This is a genomic window from Thiocapsa sp. C2-2m (assembly GCF_041903745.1).
Classification (GTDB): domain Bacteria; phylum Pseudomonadota; class Gammaproteobacteria; order Chromatiales; family Chromatiaceae; genus Thiocapsa; species Thiocapsa roseilacustris.
The window spans coordinates 11,869-33,324 of the sequence record NZ_JBBWVD010000005.1 but is presented as its reverse complement, the minus strand read 5'-3'; the positions used below and the strand labels follow the sequence as shown (position 1 = coordinate 33,324).

The following is a 21,456-nucleotide window of genomic DNA, read 5'->3' as shown; positions in this document are numbered from 1 at the left end:
GAGGTTCAGGGGATCACGCTTGCGCAAATGTCGGGTTGGGCTTCAGGATTCTCGGCGCCGCTGGATTGAACGGGGCGCCTTCGTCAGATCCACCTGGGCCGCCTAAACCGCGCCAGTCCTTCAGGTGCGCCGCCCGCGCGGCCAGCCCCGGCACCCAGTCGATGACATCGATGACCAGCGTGAAGCGGTCGGTCTGGTTCAGGATGGCCAGCTCGAGCGGGGTGTTGATGTTTCCCCGTTCCTTGTAGCCACGCACATGCATGTTCTCGTGGTTCTTGAACCGGTAGGCGAGCTTGTGGATCAACCAAGGATAGCCGTGGAAGTTGAAGATCACCGGCTTGTCGGTCGTGAACAGGGCGTCGAACTCTCGGTCGGTGGAGCCGTGCGGGTGCTCGCTCGCCGGCTGCAGTTTGTAAAGATCCACGACGTTGACGAAGCGGACCTTCAGATCGGGCAAGTGCTCGCGCAGCAACGCGGTCGCGGCGAGCGCCTCCTGGGTGGCGACGTCGCCGCAGCAGGCCATTACCACGTCCGGCTCGACGCCCTCGTCATTGCTGGCACGGCCCCAGATGCCGATGCCTTTGGCGCAGTGCACGACGGCCTCGTCGATGGTGCTGAACTGCAGGTGCTTCTGCTTGTCGCAGACGATGACGTTGATGCAGTCGGTCGAGCGCAAACACCGGTCCGCCACCGCAAGCAGGGTGTTGGCGTCGGGCGGCAGATAGACGCGGCAGACGCTCGGGCTCTTGTTGGTGACGAGATCGATGAAGCCCGGGTCCTGGTGCGAGAAGCCGTTGTGATCCTGCCGCCAGACGGTGGATGAGAGGAGGATGTTCTGGGACGCCACCGACGCACGCCAGGGCACGTGGTTCTTGGAGATGTCCAGCCACTTGGCGTGCTGGTTGAACATCGAGTCGATGACGTGGGCGAACGCCTCGTAGGTGTGGAAGAAGCCGTGGCGCCCGGACAGCAGATAGCCCTCCAGCCAGCCGATCAGGGTGTGCTCGGAGAGCATCTCCATCACGCGCCCGTCGCGGGAGAGCTCGCCGCCGTCGGCGTCCTCGGGCAGCAGGTCCGCCATCCAGACCTTCTTGCTCACCTCATAGACCGCTTGCAGACGGTTGGATGCGGTCTCGTCCGGACCGAAGAGGCGGAAGTTGGTCATGTTGTTGCGCATGACATCGCGAAGGAATTCACCCAGCGGCCGGGTGTTCTCGTACAGGACCTTACCCTTCTGGTCGTCCGGCACCTGCACCGCGTAGTCACGGAAATCCGGCAGCTTGAGATCCCGGCGCAGCAGGCCGCCGTTGGTATGGGGATTGGCGCTCATGCGCCGGCCGCCGCTGGGAGCCAGCTCGCGCAGCTCCGGCACCAGCCGGCCGTCGGCGTCGAACAGCTCGTCGGGCCGGTAGCCGTGCATCCAGTCTTCCAGCAGCTTCAGGTGTTTCGGGTTGGTCCGCACGTCCGAGAAGGGCACCTGGTGCGAGCGCCAGGAGCCCTCGGCTTTGTGGCCGTTGATCTCCTTGGGTCCGGTCCAGCCCTTGGGCGTGCGCAGCACGATCATCGGCCAGCTCGGCAGCTCCGCCTTGCCGCTTCGGCGCGCCTCGGACTGGATGCGGCGGATCTCGGCGATGGCCGTGTCCAGGGTCGCGGCCATCCGCTGGTGCATGGTCTCGGGGTCGTCGCCCTCGACGAATTAGGGCGTGTAGCCGTAGCCGTGGAAGAGTGCTTCGAGCGTGGATCGACCCGGGGGTCTCGGGGGTGACGTGGGAGCCGATGTGTCCGGGAAAGGAGAACTGTTTGAAAAATTTCTGCAGGCCATCGGCGTCCTCGCTCTTGTCCGGATAGACCTCGGAGTAGGTGCCTTCCAGTTAGGTCGGGCCGAGCATGCCCGGCGCGCCGTGGCCGGGACTGGCCATGAAGATCACATCGAGGTCGTCGCGCTTGATGCAGCGATTCAGATGCGCCCAGGCGAAGGAGAGCGCGGGGCTCGCGCCCCAATGACCGAGCAGACGGTGTTTGACGTGCTCGATCGCCAGAGGCTCCTTCAGAAGCGGGTTGTCGCGCAGGTAGATCATGCCGACCGAGAGGTAGTTGCAGGCACGCCACCAGGCGTCGATGCGCTTGAGCTCATCGGCGTCGAGGGGCTGAGCACTGGGGGCGTTAGTCATCGCTTTCTCCTGGTGGTTGGCGGTCATGCTCCCGACCGATCGTTGGGGTCGGAAACTTTGATTCGGTTCGGGTCGAAACGTCTCCCATTGCGGTCGGAGCGGATACGCGCCCCGAGTCATCCCTGTCCTCGCAGCAAGAGCAGTCGTCGGGTGGATCAAGGAGCGTAGCGACGGATCCACCGACGGCGGCGCGGTGGCACCGCTTCGCTTGTTCCACCCTACCTGCGTCGTGTTTCATTTGTTCGTGAAGGATTCGTTACCTATCATTCGACCTGGCCAAGCAGCAGCACCAAGGAGCGGGGTCGCAGCTCGTAGCTGTCGGCGGCGATGGGCCGCGCCTCCTCGGGCGGGACGATGTCCTCGGGCGCGTCAAGCGCGGTGTCGATCAGGCGATGCCATGGTGCCATCGGTCCTCCGGGAGGCGGCGGCAGCTCGAAGCGCAGCGGCTCCCAGTAGGCGCTCACCATCAGATGGATCGTCAATCGCTCGCTCAGGCTCCAAAGGGTGCAGGCGAGGCTGTGGGATTCGTCGCCCCAGTCCGGCTGGCCCAAGCGCACGCCGTGCCACGCGATGCGGGCTCGGGCGAGGATCTGGTTGAGGGTCAGGCCATGGTCACCCGCCGACAGCTCGCGCCGTTGCCGCAGGGCGATGAGTTGCTTCACAAACCGCTGCAGGTCCCGGTGTCGCTCCACAAGCGTCCAATCAAGCCAGCCGATCTCGTTGTCCTGACAGTAGGCGTTGTTGTTGCCGAGCTGGGTGCGGCGCGCCTCGTCACCCATCAGGATCATGGGTGTGCCCAACGCGAGTAGGTTGAGCGCCAGGAGGTTCCTGATCTGCCGGGCGCGCATTGCCTCGATCTGCGGATCGTCGCTCGGACCCTCGACGCCGCAGTTCCAGCTTCGGTTGTCGTTGGCTCCGTCGCGGTTGTCCTCGCCGTTGGCCTCGTTGTGCTTGCGGTCGTAGGAGACCACGTCGTTCAGGGTGAAGCCGTCGTGGCAGGTGACGAAATTGACGCTCTGCTCCGGCTCGCGCTCCTCGTGACCGAAGATGTCCGGGCTTCCCAGCAGCCGGGAGGCGAGCCGCGGGACCGTGCCCCGGTCGCCCTTGACGAAGGCGCGCACGTCGTCGCGGAAGTGCCCGTTCCATTCCTGCCAGATGTCGCCGACGAAGCCGCCGACCTGATAGAGCCCAGCCGCGTCCCAGGCCTCGGCGATCAGCTTGGTGCTGGCCAGGACCGGGTCGGTCTCGATGTCGAACAGCACGGGCGGATTGGCCAAGGGCCGACCGAGTTCGTCGCGGCTCAGGATCGAGGCGAGGTCGAAACGGAAGCCGTCCACATGCATGACCTCGACCCAGTACCTCAGGCTGTCGACGATCATTCGGCGCACGACCGGATGGTTGCCGTTCAGCGTATTGCCGGTGCCGGTGTAGTTGGCGTAGCGGGTGCGGTCGGGCTCCAGAATGTAGTAGGCGTCGTTCTTGAGGCTCTTGAAGCAGAGGGTCGGTCCCCGGTCGTCACCCTCGGCGGTGTGGTTGTAAACCACGTCGAGGATGACCTCGATACCGGCCCGGTGCAGGGTCTTGACCAGGTCGCGAAACTCGTCGATGGCACCGAGCGGGTCCGTGCGCGAGCTGTAGCCCTGGTGGGGTGCGAAGAAGGAGACTGGCGCGTAGCCCCAGTAGTTGACCCGACCGGGCGGCGCATCGAAGGGATCGAACTAAAAGACCGGCAGCAGCTCAACGGCGGTGATGCCGAGTTCGACAAGGTAGGGGATCTTCTCGATCAGGCCCGCGTAGGTGCCACGCTTAGGGGCGGCGATACCGGAGCTCGGATGCCGGGTGAAGCCGCCGACATGCATCTCGTAGATGACGGTCTGCGAGAACGGGCGGTGCAGGGGGCGCGTCGCCTTCCCAATCGTAGCCCGAGATGTCCACGACCACGGTCTTCATGGCGACTGCGGTGTTGTCGCCCGGAGCGGAGGCGGCCCTGCGGTCGTAGCCGGAAGGCAGGGCCACGCAACGACCGTAGGGGTCGATCAGCGGCTTGTTCGGGTCGAAGCGCAGTCCGCGCTCCGGCGCCCGGGGTCCGATGGCGCGATAGGCATAGAGCTGGCCGGGGCCAAGTCCGGGCACGAAGCAGTGCCAGTAGTGGTTGGTCCGGTGTCGGGCAGGGTCGAGCGCGATCACCAAGGCGGGGCGCGGATCGTCGACGGCGTCGAAGAACAGCAGCTCGATGCCCGTGGCGTCTGCCGAGTACATCGAGAAGCTAACGCCGTCCGGACGCGGATCGGCACCGAGCGGGTAGAGTTGGCCGCGTTCTACGGTATCGCTCATCTTATCACTCCACAGGAAAATGTCGCGGATCCCAAGGGAAGGGAGTCGCCAGTCTCACCCGCTCGGGAAGGCCGAAAAATCCACCGTGATCGTTTGCATCGATCACCCTTCGCTGGGGTGTCAGTCTGTCCGGATATACGCCCGAACCCATTTCCGGTGATTGCCGACAGTGCCGTGATCGGCAAGAATCAGAGAACTCGACGATTCGCCCGCGCCAAGCCCACCGGCTTGCCGATGAGGTAGGCGGTTTCTCGGAGGTCACACCTTGGAAGCGAAAAAGCTCTGTAAGATCGACGACTTGCTGCGGTCCCCGGAAGAGCGCGTCGAGCTGATCAACGGCGAGATCGTCAAGCGGCCGATGGCCCGCTCCGATCATGCGCTGGTTCAATCCGGCGTCTCCGACGAGGTCGCTGTTCTGAAGAGAAAGAATGGTCCCGGCGGCTGGTGGATCATGCCCGAGATCAGCGTCAACTACAGTGAGACCCAGTGCCCGAGCCATGACTTGGCGGGATGGCGACGGGAGCGCTTGCCGCGCAGGCCCACGGGCGTCATGGAGATCCTGCCGGATTGGGTCTGTGAGATTACCTCGCCGGGGCATGAGCGGAAGGACCTCTTTCACCACTTCATGCTCTTGCAGCGCCACGGAGTCCCCGACTACTGGATCATTTCCCCGGAAGACAAGACGCTGATCGCCTATCGACTCGTGGACGGAAAGTATCATGTTGTTTTCTCGGTGGAATATGGCGTCGAGGCGGCGGCTGATCGGGTAAGAATCCCTCCGTTCGAAGAGATCGAGATGGACCTACGCTATATCTTCGGGGGCGAAGATTGATCCCGACTGACGGAGATTGCCTCAGATCTCGCCCGGCTCGTCGGGGATATCTTCCGGTAAAGGGAATGGCGTTGCGAACAGCAGCGGGGTCATGAACAGGGCCCTCCGCCGGGACGATGGATGTCGGCCTGCTCGTAGATGCTATCGAAGAGTGCTTCCGCGTCGTCCCCATCGGCGACGACCCGTACCATCCGCACCAGGGACGCCTCGGGCAGTTTGCCCCTTCGCGCGACGGCCTCCCGCAGCACGGAATGTCCGCGACAGTAGATGCTCTCGGCCCGGGTAATGCCCTGCTCGCGCAGCCAGGCGAGCAGCCGCCGCTCGGTGCCGTCGTCCGGCAGGATGCAGGAGATGAGTTTGGCCGGCTGGCCCGGAACCTGCCGGGCTGCTTGGACCGGGCTCATGGCATGTCCCTTTGGCCCGCAAGCGTTGTCAGAACCTCGCGCGGAATATAGGTGGCCATCCGCTCGACCGGCGTGATGTAGGCCATACCCGCGCCGGGAACATGGAGATCCGCGGCGCGGTAGACCGCCTCGAAGACAACGTCCTGAGAATCGGTGGCAACCAGGATGCTGACCACATCCTTCTCCGCCTCGATCGCGATACCGAGTAGCCCGAGCCGTTCCCGCGGGCCGATGCCCCGGGCATGGTAGACCAGCGCACCAGCCGCTCCCATGGCCCGGGCGGCCTCGATGACCGCATCGCCGCGCCCGGTGGAGACGATGCAGGTGATCAGCGCCACGTCCGTCAAATAGGTGATCTTGTCGTCTTTCATACCAGTGCCTGGACCTCTTGCTCATGATGGATTGCTGCTTGGCCGCTGGCGGTCCGTTCCTGCCGGCCGGTTTGCATGCGCGCCCACAGCCCCGTCAGCAGGACGCGGATGATCGGAAACAGCGAGGCCAGTGTCACGATACCGAAGCCGGAGAGACCCGAATCGGCCTTGCCGGCGGCGGCCGCGATGCCGATGCCGTGCGCCAGCACCAGCGGCACGGTGACCGGGCCTGTGGTCACGGCGCCGGCATCCCAGGCCAGCCCGAGCACCGTGGCCAGCTCGGGATCGGCCGAGGCATACAGCGTCAGGCCGATCACCGGCACCAGCGAGGCGTAGATCAGCGGCTTTAGGCTCCATCCGTGCAGGAAGCGCAGGGTGCCCGCCACCGCGGCGAGTCCGACGCTCGCGCCGATCACGAACACCAAGGCCATCGTCCATTCGTTGAGCAGCGCCCAGAGATAGGGCGCCTGCTCGGGCGAGATTGCGGAGCAGATCTCAGATCTTCAGGTACTGCTGGCGTAGCTCCGGATGATGGCTGTGCTCGAGAGCACGCGTTGAGAGAGGCCGGCAGGCCTCATGCGACCCCTGGATCATCGCCGTGGTGCATCCCGCGCCAGTCGCGCGGCGGCAGCGGCCATGCGCCCGAACAGGGATCGATAGAGCTCGCAGTGCGGGTCTTTCTCGAATAGGGTGCCTTGGACCGAGAAGGTCCGCACCGGGCAGCCGCCATGACAGAGGGCCAGATAGTCGCAGTCGATGCAGTCGCGCGTGACCAAGGCCATCGGACGCCGGTGGAAACGCTCGCGCACCGGATTCTCGGCGAGCAGGCTGTCGAGACTGTCGGCCTCGAAGAGGTTGCCGAACCAATAGTCCGGATAGCTCGCCACCCAGCAGTCGCACTGGGCGACGTTGCCGCGGGCGTCGATGCAGAGGATGTGGTTGGCGCAGTCGTCGGTCCAGATGCAGGGGAGGACCGACGGGGCATCGAGAAAGACGCTCAGCAGTTCGTCGAACGGACCGACGCGCACGCCGTCTCGATCGCCGCGCGCCAGCCAGACCTCGGCCAGATCGACGAAGAATCCGGTCAGCGCCGCACTGTCGAGCGACAGATCGCGCTTGGCGGCGTTGGGACTGCCGCCGGGGAAGGGGGTATTGACCTGGAAGCTACGGATACCGAGGGTGTCGACGAAATAGCCGTAGAAGCGCTCCGCACCGATCGCAAGCGTCTGTGCGTTCGGTACCGCAATGGCCCGCACCTCGATCCCGGCCGCGCGTGCCTGCCGGATGTTCCGGGTCAGAATCCTGTCGTAGTCGGCGGCGTCTTTGCCGTGCCGGTGTCGATAGAGGTTCGGATAGTCCACGGATGTGCCGACCTGATTGTCGAACATCTCGCGGATCAACTCGTTCCAGCGCGGGCCGTAGCCGATCATATTGGTCTGGAGACCATGTGTGACGACCACCCCGCGCTCGGCGGCGACGGTGCCGATCAGACGATGGGCCGCGTCGAACCAGGCCGGCGACAGGGTCATGACCTCGCCGCCCTGCCAGTGAATCGTCAGTGCCCCGACGGCCTTGGCGACGAGATAATCCAGCACCTTGTCGATCAGGATCTCAAGACGCGCCAACGACAGGCGGTCATCGGTTTTGTCCTCGAAGCAGTAGTCGCAATCGGCATTGCACTGAAGCGTCGGCAGGAGGATCAGGGAGAACGTCCGAGCGCGCATAACGGATCAGTCCTCCGGGGTCGTGTGGGCGGCGAGGTCTGCCCGTAATGCGTCGGCGGCGGTCTCGACTTCGGCGAAGAGGCGTTTTACCCCGATGCAGGAATAGTCGCTGCGCGGCCATTTGAAATAACCGTCACAGCGTGACAGGTAGGGGCAGCCGCAGCACTCGCCACCGGCCGCAAGCAGCGCGTCCCGGAAGGCGGCCACGGAATCCGGACCTTGGCCCGGCGCCTGCTCACCCCGTTCGTCGAGCACGCGCACCTCTGCCGGGTCCCGCTCCAGCAGTGACCAGAGCGCGACCGGTGTGTCCTGAAGGAACGCGATCAGCAGGGTATGAAAGGGCTCGACCGGCTGGGACACGGTGGGGTTGTGCAGGTATTCGGCGAGGGCCTGCCGGGCCTCCGCGACCGCTTCGGGGCTCGGTTGATGGCCGTGCAGACGCACGCTGAAGCCGAGCGACAGCGCCAGTTTGACGGCCCGGGCGAGACCGGGGCGATAGGGGACGGTCACCCGGACCGGATGGCGTACCGACAGTCCCGTGCAGCGATAGAGCAACGGCAGCTCCACCACCGGATCGCCCATGAGCAGATCCAGCGGAACCCCGTCCCCCCAGTCGGCGAGCGGCGTTAGGTCGCCCGCCAGACCGGTGAGCTGGATGAAGGCTAAATTTTCGGGCGTCTCCGAACCGAACAGGGCTCGCGGCTCAGCCGGGTCGCAGGTGCGCAGGATCGCCGGACGGTCGGGGAAGGTTGCGAACAGCGCGCCCGGGAGAATGAAGACGGGCGTCACGGGCTGTTCTTGGGTGGTGGATGACGCATCCGGCACGCTTGCCTGCCTCCTCGCGCCGCACGGGCGGTTCATCGGCGAATGACCGGTCCAAGCCGCCAGGGCCGCTCGGACCAGCCGATTGCGATGGATCGATCAGCCATTGATCCAGCCGCCGACACCGCGGCGATTGACCCAGCTCCCGCCGCCACCGGTGCCGTTGACCCAAGCGCCGCCGCCACGGACAACGCCACCGCGGCGGTTGACCCAGGCCCCGGCCCGGGCATCGTTCCCCGGCACGGCGAGTCCGCCCAAGACCGCGGCGCCGATCACCACCTTCGACCAGCGGCCCAGTCCGAGCAGGAAGTCGCGCCGACTGCGTTGCTCCGCGTCGAGTGCAGGCGGCTCCTGTTCGGAACGGGTTTCGAGTTTATCGTTCATGTCGTCCTCCGAATGTGTCTCAGGGTGCTGTTGGATTGGAGAAGTGCATGGTCCGAAGCTTCCAGGCGCCGTCCAGATTCTGCATCACCACCGTGATGTTCAGGGCGAAGCTGCGGGACTCACCCTTGAGCGAATCCGTGTATTCGCAGTTGGCGGTGATCCAGCCGACATCACCGTTGACTTCGATCTGCATCCAGGGACAATCGCGTTCCAGGGTTCCGGCGTCGAAGTCCGCGAAGAAATGCCGATAGGCGTCTGCGATCTGTGCCTTGCCAACCCAGCGCTCGGGCGGCGTGGTGCCCATCACCACGGTCTCCTCGCCGGGGGCGTAAAGGCCCATCAGGGCATCGATGTCGTGGTTGCCGAGCGCCTGTTCATGCGCCGACAGCACCTCGCGCATCTCGGCTTCCGGCTCGGATGCCGCGACGGCGGATGCGCAGACCAGGGTCAGCGCCGTTGCGATGAAGAAAGGTTTCGAAATCATGCCTTGTACCTCCGGGTCGATGAAGCGCCTGTCGTGCAACAGGCGCCGGATGGCTATCGAACTTGCATAATAACCTTAGCACTTCCGTGGATCCGATGGCGTTAAACCGCGTCCCCGCGAAGTGCGGGCATGTTCAAGATCCAACCGGCTCGACAGGGAACCTCCAGGTGATGGGCCCCGTGCGGATGAGCTGCCGCCCGGGCTCCCCCGGCTTCTTTCCGTAACGGATCAACTGAATCAAGTCCGAGCTGACCTGCGGGTTGCTGGTGAAGTAGGAGTGACCGAAGGCATCGGTACGTTTGCCCTCGTAGGTGATCAGATCCAACCGTCCTATCTCCGACATGTAACGCTGGGCCTCCTCGGGGATGTCCTCGGGCCGCATCTGACCGACCCGGGTCCGGCTGCGGAACAGGATCTGCGAGACTCGGAGCGCTCGGTCCTCGGGCGACGCATAGATGGTCAACCGGCCCTTCAGCACCCGCGGCAGCCTTGCCTCGGGCCAGACCGTGACCAGGTCGGGGTCGGAGACAAAGCCGGTGATCTGCTGGGCGGCGATGTCGATGTCGATGTCGGGCGAGAGCAGCACCAGGTTGTCGATCTTGTAGAGGTCGGCGGCTTCTTTGCCGGCGGAGATGGCCTTGAGCCCTAGCTCCCGCACGGCCTTGAGCGTCACCGCCGTGCCGCGGCTGTGCGCGAGGATCTGCACGCCTTCCACACCGGGCGTGGTGGCGAGCATGCGGATGCTCTTCTTCAGGTGCTCCACCGCGAAGTCCCCGGACTCGGTGGTGGTGGTGTAGGAGGTCAGGAAGTTGCCGGTGGTGGAGGCGGGCCAGGTGAAGAAGGCGCACACCTGCTCCCGGCCGAGCCGAAGGCGATGCGCTTGGCCCGTTCCTGGCCGTTTTCATGAGGTCTCGAATGGGATGCCGTCGCGATGACTCGGCAACCTGCTGCAGAAAATCGAGGTCTCGCACGGTCAATGTCCGCTGAAGACCAGGACCTGGAACGGGATCACCAGCGCCTGGAGACGCAGGATGATGGCATGCACCAGTCCGACGGTGTCGATCGCGTGGAGTCCCAAGCTGTGCCAAAAGCCGATGTCCGGGTCTTGTAGAGCCTCGTGGTTGTTGGTGTAGAGGTTGGCAATACAGTTGCCGCCCTGGGGCAGGCTGTCGAGCTGGCCGGCGTAGAGCGGTTCCATGATGACGGTAATGCTGCCGGGGCGCCCCATCTGCTGCACATCGACCAGGGTATCGGTCGGCTTCACCTGGCCCGAGGCGATGACGGGCTGAACCTCGGTGACCACCGTCGGGACGATCTGCCAGGGCATGGCCATGCAGGTGACCTCGCCGATCATGCCCTCCTTGATGACCTGCGATTCGATCTGACCGAAGCCGGCCATGAGAAATACGGCCGAGCGATCCGGCACCAGGATGCCGGCCGGGCGAAGCATCGGATTGACGATGTCGCCGGGGCGCAGCGCGAACTGCTGCAACATCCCGTGCGTCCCGGCCACCACCAGCGTCTTGCTCAGAGCGACCTCGGCCTCGCGCAGCGCCGCCTCGGCGCTCGCCTTTTCGGCCGGGAGCTGAAACTCCATCTGCGCGACGACGGTGTCGCGGCTCGCCAGGGCCGCGTCGAGGGCGCCCTGCGCCGTCTGGACCTGCACCCTTATCCGCTCGACCTCGGCCTCGGCGATCGAGCCGGGGCTGCGCTCTTGCACCTCCGTTCTGCGGGCGAGCTCGTCGTTGGCCTGATCGAGCGCCCCGCGCGCCTGGACGATGCGCCCCTCCGCTTCCGCGAGCTGGGATTGCGCCGTCACCATGGCGGCGTCGATCTCCGCGATCTTACGCTTGGTCGTCTCCAGGGCCGCTTCCTGCGCCGTGCTGTCGAGCCGGAACAGGGGTTGCCCTTCCTCCACCCGTTGGTTGATCTCGACAAAGGTTTCGGCGACCCGCCCGTTCGTCTCCGGCAGGATGGTTACGGTTCGGAACACCGAGGAGGCGGATTTGGTCGAGGGGTGAAAGTAGAACACGGCCGTGATCAGACTCACGGTCAGGATCAGGCACAGCGTGATCCCCCAGCGCAGCTCGTACCAGACCGAGAATAAGGTGATCTCGCGCCCGAGCCGCTTACCCTGAACGAAGTGGCGGTAAAGGAAGTCGGGCAGGATCGTGAATGTCGAGCAGAGCAGGAGCTCAAGCATGGCTGACGCCCCCGGTTTGCGCCGTCGAGGCGCCGCCGGTCGCAGCCGATGCAGCCGGTTCAGGTGCCGATGACGGCGGTCGGTCCGCCCGGGGCGAAACTGTCGGGGATGCCGCCGCGCTCGCGGGCGACGGCGCTGGATCGGGCCTCCCGGCGATGCGCTCCAGCGAGGTGGCGATCGATGACAGCGGCGTGGTGAAATCCGGCAGCGGCACGAGAGCGAGCAGCAGCCCGGCGATCCAGAACGCGTGGTTGTGGGTGAAGAGCGCGAGTAGGGCGAGCACCGCGACGATCTCGAACTGGATCTTCTGGCCGCGATGGGCCATCTGCTCCGGCAGGGCGTGGAGCTTGAAGTAAAAGATGCCGATGCCGACGACGGCGATCAACAAAAAGATCGCCATGGCCACGAGCAGGACGTCGGTCTGTCCCGGCGCGGTGACGAAGGGCGGTAAGTGGTGGATCGCGGCCGGGTGGATCGGCTCCGCCATGGTGGATTCTCCTGCAGACGTTTAGAGCGAGTCTTTATCGTCACCGAGGATTAAACGGCGCCCGGTGCGGTATGCGCTGTTCTTGGATGGATCGGCCCCGGCAGTTTTGACGACCGCTGGAGTCGGCGCGGTTTAAGATATTAAAAAATATATTATTATTTTAAATCGCGCCTCCACTGAGGGCCGTGAGTGCATCAAACATCGAGCCCACTCGAAAGCGAGCATATCGCTCTGTGCGCGGTTTGGCCTGGCCGGCCCGTCGCCCCGGCATCAAGCCGGTGGCGCCCCGGCGGGTTTCGGGGCCGTGGCGGCGAGCCAGGCCTTGTGCGTCGCGCGCAGGGTCGGGAAATGCCGCTCTGCGAGGGGGCGCTCGTCGAGGCCCTTGGACTCGCGCAGTTGCGCGATCTCGGTCATGCGCCCGGCCAGGACGAGCTCGGCGCCTTGTCGGCACAGGGCCTCGGCGAGCTCCCGAAGCTCGGTATAGCCGGTGTAGTCGACACCGGTGATCGGCACCGCGTCGAGCACGAACCACTTCAGACCCGGTCCCGACGCGTGCACGGCCGCCAGGGCCTGTTGCTTGAAATAGGGCGCGTTGAAGAACACCAACGGCGCGTTGAAGCGGAACAGGACCAGCCCCGGCTCGGTGCGGGCATCGGCGTGGCGGGCGATCGCGTGGAAGCCGGACAGACCCGGCACCTTGCCGAGCACCTCCGCCCGTGGCCGCGCCGACAGTTGCACGAACCGCAGCAGAGCCAGCGCGACCACGATCAGGATCGCCTTCAGCGCACCGACCCAGATGACGCCCAAGGTGGCCAGCACGGCCAGTGCGAGCTCGACCCGGTCCACGCGCTGCAACACCGCCAGCGTCTTGAGGTTGATCAGGGACACCGAGGCGCTGATCAGCACCGCGCCCAGCGCCGCGATCGGGACGTATTGCAATGGCCCGGTTAGGAACAACAGGACTAGGGCGATGGCGCCGGCGGCGACCAACCCGGCGACCTGGGTCCGCCCGCCGGCGGTGTCGTTCATCGCCGTGCGGGAATCGGCCCCGGCGATGGCGAAGGACTGCGACAGTCCGGCGGCGATGTTGGAGACTCCCAGGGCGGCCATCTCCTTGTCCACCTGGATATCGTAATGGTTGCGGGCGGCGAAGCTGCGGGCCGTCAGCATGGTGCTGGTGAAGCTGATCAGTGCGAGGCCCGCTGCCGCGCCGGCGAGATCGTCGAGCAGGTGCAGCGGTATCTGCGGGATCGCGAGCGTTGGCAACCCGGCCGGCACGGCGCCGACCACCGCCACACCGAGCGCGTCGAGCCGGAACACCGCCACCGCCAGGGTCGCCGCGATCAGCGCCACCAGGGCCGCCGGCAGTCGCGGCAGCAGGCGCTTGGACAGCAGCAGCACCAGGTAGGTCCCGACCCCGACCGCCAGCGTCGGCCAATGGGTCTGAGCGATGTGGACCGCGACCTCGATGAGCTTCGGCACGATACCCTGGGCATCCACCGGGAAACCGAACAGCTTGCCCAACTGCCCGGCCATGATGTAGAGCGCGATGCCGTTCAGATAACCGACCAGGATCGGCCGGGACAGAAAGTCCGCGAGGGCACCGAGACGCAGGAAACTGGCGCCGATCAGGTAGAGCCCGGTCAGCAGCGTCAGCACGACCGACAGCGACAGATAGAGCGCGGGGTCGCCGTTGGCAAGCGGCGCGATGGCGGCCGCCAAAAGCGCCGCGGTCGCAGCATCGGGACCGACGATCAGTTGCCGTGAGGTGCCGAACAGGGCATAGACCAGCAGCGGCAGGATGCTGGCATAGAGCCCGACCACCGGGTTGAAGCCGGCGAGCTGGGCGTAGGCCACGCCCACCGGCAGCGCAACCGCCGCCACCGACAGGCCGGCGATCAGGTCATGGGACAGATCGGCGCGCCGGTATCCGAGCAACGCCGGTAAGCCCGGCATGATGCGGGCAAGACGGCCGGTCGGCGGTGCCGTGGTCACGTCGGATTCGATACTCACCGGTTCTCCGTTAGGAATCGTTCGTTTGCGCCGACTGCCCGCCGGGGGCAGGGCCTCGGATCCGTGTCGGGCTACAAGAACCCTTGCCCCCGCCGCGCCGCCTCGAAGACCTCGATGCCGGTGCGCTGCCCCACGCAGTCGAAGTGGACCGTCGGCGGCTCCGCCGACATCTCGATCGCTGCAACCAGGGTCTTGAAGGCGCTCGATGTCAGATGCCGGTCCAGCGCGGCCTGGGTCACCCACTCTTCCACCAAGGTGAAGGCGTCGGGATCTTCAACGTCAAGGTAGAGCCGGCAGTTCACACAACCCGGCACGACGCGGGTCGGCTCGAGCAGCGCCCCGACGCTTTTCAAGAAATCGGCGCGTCGCAATGGCGGGACACAGACGCTGACAGAGAACACGATCATCGGCGATAGCCCTGCGCGATCGGAGTGCACCGAAGGCGACAGCAAATAACCTGCCAACCATGACAACCCGATCGATCGCTCGGGACTGCAATCAAGTCAATCGCTTCGCGACCTTCGGCGCCCGAGACGCTCCGCGACTCCGAGACCGCAACGCGTGATTTCAGAGTTTCCACGATTTCTCGGAGCGACGCTGTCGTGGGCTCTGCTTAAACCGCGCCCGCTCCAGCGGTCGTCGAGTCTGCCGGCATCGATCCCATCCAAAAACATCGCAGACTGCACCGGGCGCGGTTTAACCGGACGTCGGGCGTTTCAGACCGAGCCGCTTCATACGAGACTCCAAGGTCGTGGGCTTGATGCCCAGGCGCTCCGCGGCCCCGCCGGGGCCACGAATACGCCAACCCGTCTGCTGAAGCGACTGGAGGATCTGCTCGCGTTCCCGGTCCTTCAGCGAACCCGCGGACGTATTCTCGGCAACCTCGTCGCCCCTGGTGCGCATTGCCGGCGGAAGCTTAGCGCCGAGCGCGATATGCAGCGTCGAGCTGCGGGCCAGGATCATTGCCCGCTCGATCAGGTTGCGCAGCTCGCGCACATTGCCTGGCCAGGCATAGGCTATCAGCGCCTCCATGGAATCCGGGGCGATATGCTCGATCGACTTGCCCATGGACTCGCCGAGCTCCCGGACGAACTCCCACGCGAGCAGAGGGATGTCCTCGGGGCGCTCGCGCAACGGCGGCACCGCGACCGGGAAGACATTCAGTCGATAATAGAGGTCATCACGAAAGCGACCCTCGGCGACGGCGCGGGCAAGGTCACGGTTGGTGGCCGCGATGACGCGGATCTTGACCTTGATGGTGCGGGTTCCGCCCAAGCGCTCGAAGCTGCCGTCCTGGAGCACGCGCAAAAGCTTCGTTTGAAGCTCGAGGGGCAGCTCGCCCACCTCGTCGAGGAAGATGGTCGAGCCGTCCGCGAGCTCGAAGCGACCCATTTGTCGCGCCAGCGCACCCGTGTAGGCACCCTTCTCGCGACCGAACAGCTCGGCCTCGATCAACGACGCCGGCAGTGCGGCGCAGTTGACCTTGATCATCGGGCGTTCGCCGCGTTGGTTGAGGTGGTGGATGGCGTCGGCCAAGACCTCCTTACCGGTGCCTGTTTCACCGAGCAGCAGGACCGTGGCGTTGGTCGGTGCAACCTGGGCGATCTCCTCCAGCACCCGGTTGAAGCGCGGGGAACGGCTGCTCGGCAGTCGCCCGCAGCCGGATCGGCTGGACTGGCGCAGGCACTGATTCTCGGCCTCCAGGCGTTCCTTCAGGTGCGTGATCTCCGCCAGCGCGGTCGCCAGCGCGGCCTCCCGACGGCTGCGCGCCACGGCTTGGGCGAGCACCTCGCCGACGAGCTTGAGCCGCAGGATCAGATCCTCCGGCCAGGCGCGCGTCCGATGAAAGGCGCTGAAGGCGATGGCGCCGACCACTCGCCCGCCGACCCGCAGCGGAATCGCCAGATTGGACTTGAGTCCGGCATGCTTGCAGTAGTGGATTTCGACCACGGCCTCGGGCGGGAGGTCGGCCGGGATGTCGGCAAGCGCGACGACCCGCCCGGCGCGCAGCTCACCGAAATACCAGGTCAACGACGGGGCCGGACCCGGTGCCATCGCTTCGATGCTCTCCTTGCTCACCGAGCAGAGGATCTGGAACGGCCCTTCGGCGTCGCTGACCCCCGCGAAGCTGCAGCGGTCGAACCCGAGGAAGTCCGTCAGGCGCGTCAAGGCAAGCCTGAGCTGGTCGATCACTTCGTCCGCCGGGAGATCCGCGAAACGCGCCGACAGATCGCCCAGCAGTCGCTCGAACGCCAGGCGCCGGGCGAGCGGGAACGCCGTTGCATCGACGTCTGCACCCGGCTCGGCGTCAGGTTGGTCAACGCACGACCCGCCGGCGTCCTGGTCGGAGCCGGCTTCGGATGTCCCGGGCATCCGCCCGTTTCTCGGTGGCGTTTGAGGACTCATGTCCGACACGTCGACCTCTGCACGGTTGCGGGTTGCCCGGCAAGAATTCCTGCCGATGGCTCAATGGGTAAGTGTAAACCTAATTTAAACCGCGCCCGGTGCGGTATGCGTCGTTTGTCGGAGTGGCTTGGCCGTGCCGGCTCCGATGACTGTCGGAGCCGGCACGGTTAAAAGTGTTGAAAAATTAAAAACTCTAAACCGCGTCTCACTGGAATCAAGGATATCTCCGAAGCATCGCGGGATCCCGCCAACAGGTGCGCGGGGATGCTGTTCACCGGATCGCTGGGATATTCGATGGCGCGAATCCTTGCCCGACGCAGGCCCTTGGGATAGCCTGAGCGGTCGCATGATTTCCCGCGCAATCAATGCCCGGGTCCAAGTCTGGCGGCGCCAGTTCCTCAACCTTCGGGAGTACCTAGCATGACCGAAAAAACCCATGAAGACGGCATCGTGGTCGCCATCCTGGATCGCATGGAAAAATTCAGGATCCCTCGGGCGCTGGACATCAAGGCGAAGGTCGATCGCGGCGAGCCCCTGAGCGATTCGGATATCGACCATCTCAACCTGGTGTTGCAGGATGCGGAGCAGGTCAAGCACTACGTCGACGCCCGGCCCGACCTGCAAGGTCTCTACACGCGTGCCCTCGCCCTGTACGGAGAGATTACGGCGAAGGCCTTGCAGAACGAGCAGAACGCCACCTGACGCGCCCGTTCCATGCGCGATCAGGACGCGATCAAGTTGCGGCAGTCGGACATCGCGCTTACCCGGCGCGCCGGGCGAAGCCTCCCGACGGGCTGGCGGGGGCTGATGCGCACCCTCCCGCTCGTGCTCCTTTGCCTGGTGGGTATCCCGGCGACGGGCACTGCCTCGGCAGCCGGCCCCGAGTCCGTTCCGGAGACCTCATCGGCGTCCGACCCCCAGGCCGATCGGATCGCGGTCGGCCAAGGCGAGCCGGCAAGCCTGACCTTTTGGAATCGAGAGATCGCGATCCTGCGCGCCGATATCGGCGGGATCTCGCCGGCCGATCGGGTGCGGCGTATCCAGGGCAAGATCGCCGATGTGCTGGAGAGCAACCCGGGGGTGAAGGCGGAGGCGATCCGCTCGACCTTCGCGAATCTCTCCGGCTTCTGGGTGCAGATCGACGGTCATCCGGTCTTCGGGCTGGTTCCCGAGGATGCGGACGGGATGACCGGAGAAACCGTCGAGGAGCAGGTCGGGAGGGCGGTCGATCTGCTCCAAGAGGCGCTGGATGCGCGGCGCGAGCAGCGCAGCCTGCCGCTGATCCTTGAGGGGCTCGGGCTGGCGACTGCGGCCACGCTGCTCCTCGTCGTGCTTCTGTGGGGTGTGGTCAAGCTCGAAGGCCATGCCATGAGGCGTCTGCTCCAAACCGGGTCAGGCTCGGCCGAGCCGGTCTCGAGCCATCGGGCGCCGATCAAAGTGGCCGGACTCGATCTGGAACCCATCCTGACCGGTATCGAGCGAACCGCGATCAAGGCGACGGGCTGCGGTTTGGCGGCGATTTCCGGACCGTCGAGCGCGGCGCCATGTCGGTCTCCTGGCTGGAAGCGGACACCGCCAAGGCGACTCGGCGTCTCACCGTGACGTTGATCTGGGTCTTCGCGGTGACCGTCGCCTACCCCTACATCACATCCCGGGCTCGGATTCGCGTTCTGATCGCGTTTCTGCTGATCGGCCAGTTGTCGTCGGTGCAGGCCTAGGAGATCGAGCCGCGGGCCTTCTCGAACGCGCCGATCGGCGTGAATTTCCTGATTGCGGGGTATGGCTACACCTGCGGCGGACTGGCGTTCGACAGCTCGGTGCCTGTCACCGACCCGCAGCTCGAGACGTCCAGCGCCGTCCTTGGCTACGCGCGCGTGCTCGATCTTTGGGGCCAATCCGGAAAGGTCGATGTCATGGTGCCCTATAGCTGGCTGTCCGGGACGGCCGAGTCCGCAGGGCAGCCGATCGAGCGCATCGTCGACGGATTCGCCGATCCGCGGTTCCGTCTGTCGGTCAACCTCCTGGGCGCGCCCGCCCTGACACTCGAGGAGTTTCGGGCCTACAAACAGGACATCATCGTCGGAGCCAGTCTTCAGGTCTCGGCGCCCTGGGGGCAATACGACAACAGCCGCGTGGTCAACCTCGGCACCAATTGATGTTTCAAACGTGCCTCGTATTCTTCTAAGACTTTCATCAGCAACGCCCCATCCCAATTGACATCTCTATAGGCTGGATCTGGCGTAATCTCAAACACGGCGTAGATCTCACGACGTCTGAGCGCGTTCCAGGTGGATGGCTACTGTGGCCATAAGGTCCCGAAATTCCACAAGCACCATCTTGATAAAGCGATTCTCGGGAGTATCCAGAAAGTCGCCTCGTGCCTTGACTCTGATCCGAGCAGGTAGCGATGTCAAACGAGGTCGCGCGAGCCTGAGAGGATGATCTGGCGGCAATGAGACCCGATCGCTGGCGCGGCCGATAAGGCGCGCCAAATCATTACCCGCTCTCAAAGGTCGGCTGATCGACTGTTCGACTGTTCTCGACGCTGGTCCTCCAAGCGCCGGTGCGGATTACGTAACACGTCGTCAACAGCGCCGCGGAAACGCGCGGAGCTTAGCGTGTGTCGCAGGAACTCGAGTTGTTGCTCAAGAACCGCACGGTCGGTTCGCCAGGCCGAGGAGAGACGTAGTCGGGTCGCCGCCCGGCTGTCAAGCAGCAGACCGGCGCAGCGCTCGGCGAGATGATCCAGCATGCCGCGATAATGCTCGCGATAACCCATTTTGATGGAGCGGATCTCTACCGCGGTCTCGGCCACCGGCACCGTCGCGCCCCGGCGCGTGACCAGCAATAGCAACAGGCCGCATTGGTCACCGGGCTCGATGAAACCAGCATCGGCGCCCGCGTCCGACGCCGGGTTCCGTCGAATGACCCGTGTCTCCGACAAGTGGAGGTCTGTCGAGCCGTCCAGGGGCTCAAGCCGATAGACGTAGCAACGGCGTTTTGGATGATATCGGCACGTAAGAAGCTGGATATTGCGTTGATTATGATTCTTGGCGGATTCAATCAGTGATTGAGCGTTATTGTCAGACGATCATGATGGGATGGCCATGTCACGCATCTCATGGCTGGGTTGCAAAAGGCTGACCTTGGTCGGATCCTCCCCGGAGCTTTCGGATCGACCGGCTGGATCTGACGGGGCTCGGCCGTCGGAACCCGGGTCCGAGTCTGGACTTTGAGGGTGAGATCGGCCTGTCGGGCATCGCCGTGGCGATCTCTGTCTCTGCCGGGCCAGCGGGCGAGTCAGGGTCAGCCTACTGGCCCTTCGCCTTCCGAATGCAGGTTGCCGATGCGAGCATAGAAGCCTCGCGTACCTCGGCAATGGCTCGCCAATAGCGGGTAACGCCCACTCGACGCCTGCGCAGCTCCCGGCACCCGAGCTGCTGCGGATGCTCGACGGGACGCTGCACCTGAAAGTGGGCCACCTCAAGGCGCGGGACCTCGGCCTCGATCTGCTCGACCTGGACGCCGCCTTGGATTCCGGTCACCTCCAAGCCACGGTCGCCACCGGTGCAGACCGTCTCGGTGCCGAGATCGACCTGCGCCCGGATCGGGCCGGATGGCGATTCGACATCCGAGCCAAGGGGAATCTCGACTTGGCGCGCCTGCTCGATGCGCAAGAATGAATTTCGCATAATGTATATTATGTCAATTGGCGTTGTCGGTGAGGAGTGAGTCAGCATAGCCGATCGTCGCGAGCAGCAAGGCCCAAGGGCTTCTCAGAACCCAGTTAAGCGGATCGAGCAGCGCCTCGTCCGACCAACGCCCGTGCAGAACGAAGGCTTCATCCGACCCGCCGAAGCCCGGTTGGGCAATCAGCCGTCCGGGGCACCAGTTTGCGTCGACGCCCGAGCCGGTTGGGTCGACGGGCGACGGCGCTTCGCTTGCTGAGTCCGAGCTCCGCTCACGAGCGCCCGCGTCGCAGCATAGGACGCCTCGCAAAAGGCCAAAAAGGGCCTTTGCAGCTCAGGACTTGGCCAGACGCCCTCTTGTGGAACCAACCGGCCCACCGTCAGCTGGTACTCCGCCAGGATATCGATATAGCGCTTGCGGTCCTTCACATCGATCACCAGGGGGAGGTGGCCGGAGCGCAGCAACGGCAGGTTGGAGAGCAAACGCGCTAGCCGCCCGTTGCCGTCCCAGAACGGGTGTATGTGCACGAAACCCAGATGCAGGTGCACATAGGCCGTGATGGCATCGACCTCGCTCAGGCCATCCCGAGACAAACGGTTCAACTCCGCGCACCATTGCGACATCAGCTCGGGAACGTCCCGCGGATCCGCATACTCGATGAAGTTCTGCCGCCCGTCCGCGGTTATGGCGTAGGTTCCGTTGGGCTCCCGCTTCCAGGCGCCGCACGGCTTGTCGATGTCGCGTACCACCTCGGTCTGAATGGCTCGATGCAGATCGAACAACTTGTCGTCCGTGAATCCCTCGTCCAACCAGTGATAGAGCAGCTCGATCGCCCGCGCATGCCCGACGACCTCTTGATGGTCCTTCAGAGGCTTGCCCGAGACCGTCAGACCCTCTTCGATGACGAATTTGGTTTCGCCCAGCGTCAGGGTATTGCCCTCGATGGCCGTCGAGCCATGGGTCCAAAGATCTCGGACTTGGGCCAGCAGGGCCGCGCGGATGTCGGCGTCGAGACCGCCGAAGGCACTAAGGTCGTTGATCGTCATACGCTGTCATCAGGGTTGGGACAGACATGGGGGTAGGCGAAGCCGGTGCTGTGCGCGGCGTTCGTGGGGACCAATACGCAGAAGC

22 protein-coding genes and 2 pseudogenes are annotated in these 21,456 nt (G+C 64.9%); 4 read left to right on the top strand and 20 right to left on the bottom strand.

All coding sequences use genetic code 11. From position 1 onward, the window contains the following. Window positions 1–115: 115 nt before the first annotated feature. The 3 genes and pseudogenes from AADX97_RS05005 to AADX97_RS04995 all read right to left on the bottom strand — a co-directional run. A pseudogene (locus AADX97_RS05005) lies at window positions 116–2,171 on the bottom strand (phosphoketolase); the annotation flags it as partial. A gap of 263 nt (window positions 2,172–2,434) precedes the next feature. Then, window positions 2,435–3,715 (bottom strand): hypothetical protein, encoded by a 1,281-nt coding sequence (locus AADX97_RS05000; protein WP_374232308.1) that lies wholly within the window; start codon window positions 3,713–3,715, stop codon window positions 2,435–2,437. Between the two features lie 262 nt (window positions 3,716–3,977). Next, a complete protein-coding gene (locus AADX97_RS04995; RefSeq protein WP_374232307.1) occupies window positions 3,978–4,505 on the bottom strand; it encodes a hypothetical protein in 528 nt (175 codons plus the stop codon). Window positions 4,506–4,770: 265 nt separating this feature from the next. Between AADX97_RS04995 and AADX97_RS04990 the strand changes: the two genes are divergently transcribed. Continuing rightward, window positions 4,771–5,337: a Uma2 family endonuclease gene (locus AADX97_RS04990; RefSeq protein ID WP_374232306.1), complete on the top strand. Its 567-nt coding sequence runs from the start codon at window positions 4,771–4,773 to the stop codon at window positions 5,335–5,337. An 89-nt stretch (window positions 5,338–5,426) separates the two neighbouring features. Here the strand turns inward: AADX97_RS04990 and AADX97_RS04985 are convergent, their stop codons facing one another. The 13 genes and pseudogenes from AADX97_RS04985 to AADX97_RS04925 form a co-directional block, all read right to left on the bottom strand. Then, complete coding sequence (locus AADX97_RS04985; protein WP_374232305.1) at window positions 5,427–5,741, bottom strand: hypothetical protein; 315 nt, start codon at window positions 5,739–5,741, stop codon at window positions 5,427–5,429. Beyond that, a complete protein-coding gene (locus AADX97_RS04980) occupies window positions 5,738–6,112 on the bottom strand; it encodes a P-II family nitrogen regulator (RefSeq protein WP_374232304.1) in 375 nt (124 codons plus the stop codon). The genes AADX97_RS04985 and AADX97_RS04980 overlap by 4 nt, the downstream gene beginning before the upstream one ends. Next, complete coding sequence (locus AADX97_RS04975) at window positions 6,109–6,543, bottom strand: DUF1538 family protein (RefSeq protein WP_374232303.1); 435 nt, start codon at window positions 6,541–6,543, stop codon at window positions 6,109–6,111. The genes AADX97_RS04980 and AADX97_RS04975 overlap by 4 nt, the downstream gene beginning before the upstream one ends. Before the next feature lie 159 nt (window positions 6,544–6,702). After that, complete coding sequence (locus tag AADX97_RS04970) at window positions 6,703–7,836, bottom strand: radical SAM protein (protein ID WP_374232302.1); 1,134 nt, start codon at window positions 7,834–7,836, stop codon at window positions 6,703–6,705. Between the two features lie 6 nt (window positions 7,837–7,842). Beyond that, on the bottom strand, window positions 7,843–8,661 hold the full coding sequence (locus AADX97_RS04965; protein ID WP_374232301.1) for a hypothetical protein: 819 nt from the start codon (window positions 8,659–8,661) through the stop codon (window positions 7,843–7,845). Between the two features lie 96 nt (window positions 8,662–8,757). Further along, on the bottom strand, window positions 8,758–9,042 hold the full coding sequence (locus tag AADX97_RS04960) for a hypothetical protein (RefSeq protein WP_374232300.1): 285 nt from the start codon (window positions 9,040–9,042) through the stop codon (window positions 8,758–8,760). 19 nt (window positions 9,043–9,061) lie between these two features. Beyond that, the gene (locus AADX97_RS04955; RefSeq protein ID WP_374232299.1) at window positions 9,062–9,526 is read right to left on the bottom strand and encodes a nuclear transport factor 2 family protein; all 465 of its coding nucleotides are present in this window, start codon (window positions 9,524–9,526) and stop codon (window positions 9,062–9,064) included. A gap of 133 nt (window positions 9,527–9,659) precedes the next feature. After that, window positions 9,660–10,379: pseudogene (locus AADX97_RS04950) on the bottom strand (alpha/beta hydrolase); the annotation flags it as partial. Window positions 10,380–10,499: 120 nt separating this feature from the next. After that, on the bottom strand, window positions 10,500–11,729 hold the full coding sequence (locus tag AADX97_RS04945; protein WP_374232298.1) for an HlyD family secretion protein: 1,230 nt from the start codon (window positions 11,727–11,729) through the stop codon (window positions 10,500–10,502). After that, on the bottom strand, window positions 11,722–12,216 hold the full coding sequence (locus tag AADX97_RS04940) for a hypothetical protein (RefSeq protein ID WP_374232297.1): 495 nt from the start codon (window positions 12,214–12,216) through the stop codon (window positions 11,722–11,724). Before AADX97_RS04940 ends, AADX97_RS04945 begins: the two co-directional genes overlap by 8 nt. Window positions 12,217–12,486: 270 nt before the next feature. After that, window positions 12,487–14,211, bottom strand: a complete 1,725-nt coding sequence (locus tag AADX97_RS04935; RefSeq protein ID WP_374232296.1) for a SulP family inorganic anion transporter — start codon at window positions 14,209–14,211, stop codon at window positions 12,487–12,489. A gap of 89 nt (window positions 14,212–14,300) precedes the next feature. Next, window positions 14,301–14,636, bottom strand: coding sequence for a putative quinol monooxygenase (locus tag AADX97_RS04930; RefSeq protein WP_374232295.1), 336 nt, complete (start codon window positions 14,634–14,636; stop codon window positions 14,301–14,303). Window positions 14,637–14,925: 289 nt separating this feature from the next. Continuing rightward, window positions 14,926–16,602: a sigma 54-interacting transcriptional regulator gene (locus tag AADX97_RS04925; RefSeq protein ID WP_374232294.1), complete on the bottom strand. Its 1,677-nt coding sequence runs from the start codon at window positions 16,600–16,602 to the stop codon at window positions 14,926–14,928. 453 nt (window positions 16,603–17,055) lie between these two features. Between AADX97_RS04925 and AADX97_RS04920 the strand changes: the two genes are divergently transcribed. From AADX97_RS04920 to AADX97_RS04910, 3 genes are all read left to right on the top strand, one after another. After that, complete coding sequence (locus AADX97_RS04920; protein WP_093185077.1) at window positions 17,056–17,337, top strand: hypothetical protein; 282 nt, start codon at window positions 17,056–17,058, stop codon at window positions 17,335–17,337. Window positions 17,338–17,349: 12 nt separating this feature from the next. Beyond that, window positions 17,350–18,237, top strand: a complete 888-nt coding sequence (locus AADX97_RS04915) for a hypothetical protein (protein WP_374232293.1) — start codon at window positions 17,350–17,352, stop codon at window positions 18,235–18,237. 155 nt (window positions 18,238–18,392) lie between these two features. Beyond that, window positions 18,393–18,791, top strand: coding sequence for a transporter (locus AADX97_RS04910; RefSeq protein ID WP_374232292.1), 399 nt, complete (start codon window positions 18,393–18,395; stop codon window positions 18,789–18,791). Window positions 18,792–18,899: 108 nt separating this feature from the next. Here the strand turns inward: AADX97_RS04910 and AADX97_RS04905 are convergent, their stop codons facing one another. The 4 genes from AADX97_RS04905 to AADX97_RS04890 form a co-directional block, all read right to left on the bottom strand. Further along, window positions 18,900–19,088 (bottom strand): DUF2357 domain-containing protein, encoded by a 189-nt coding sequence (locus AADX97_RS04905; protein ID WP_374232440.1) that lies wholly within the window; start codon window positions 19,086–19,088, stop codon window positions 18,900–18,902. A gap of 53 nt (window positions 19,089–19,141) precedes the next feature. Continuing rightward, entirely contained in the window at window positions 19,142–19,579 is a 438-nt protein-coding gene (locus AADX97_RS04900) for a DUF2357 domain-containing protein (RefSeq protein WP_374232291.1), read from the bottom strand. A 367-nt stretch (window positions 19,580–19,946) separates the two neighbouring features. Then, on the bottom strand, window positions 19,947–20,327 hold the full coding sequence (locus tag AADX97_RS04895) for a hypothetical protein (protein WP_374232290.1): 381 nt from the start codon (window positions 20,325–20,327) through the stop codon (window positions 19,947–19,949). A 180-nt stretch (window positions 20,328–20,507) separates the two neighbouring features. Continuing rightward, window positions 20,508–21,371: a Fic family protein gene (locus AADX97_RS04890; protein ID WP_374232289.1), complete on the bottom strand. Its 864-nt coding sequence runs from the start codon at window positions 21,369–21,371 to the stop codon at window positions 20,508–20,510. Window positions 21,372–21,456 lie beyond the last annotated feature (85 nt).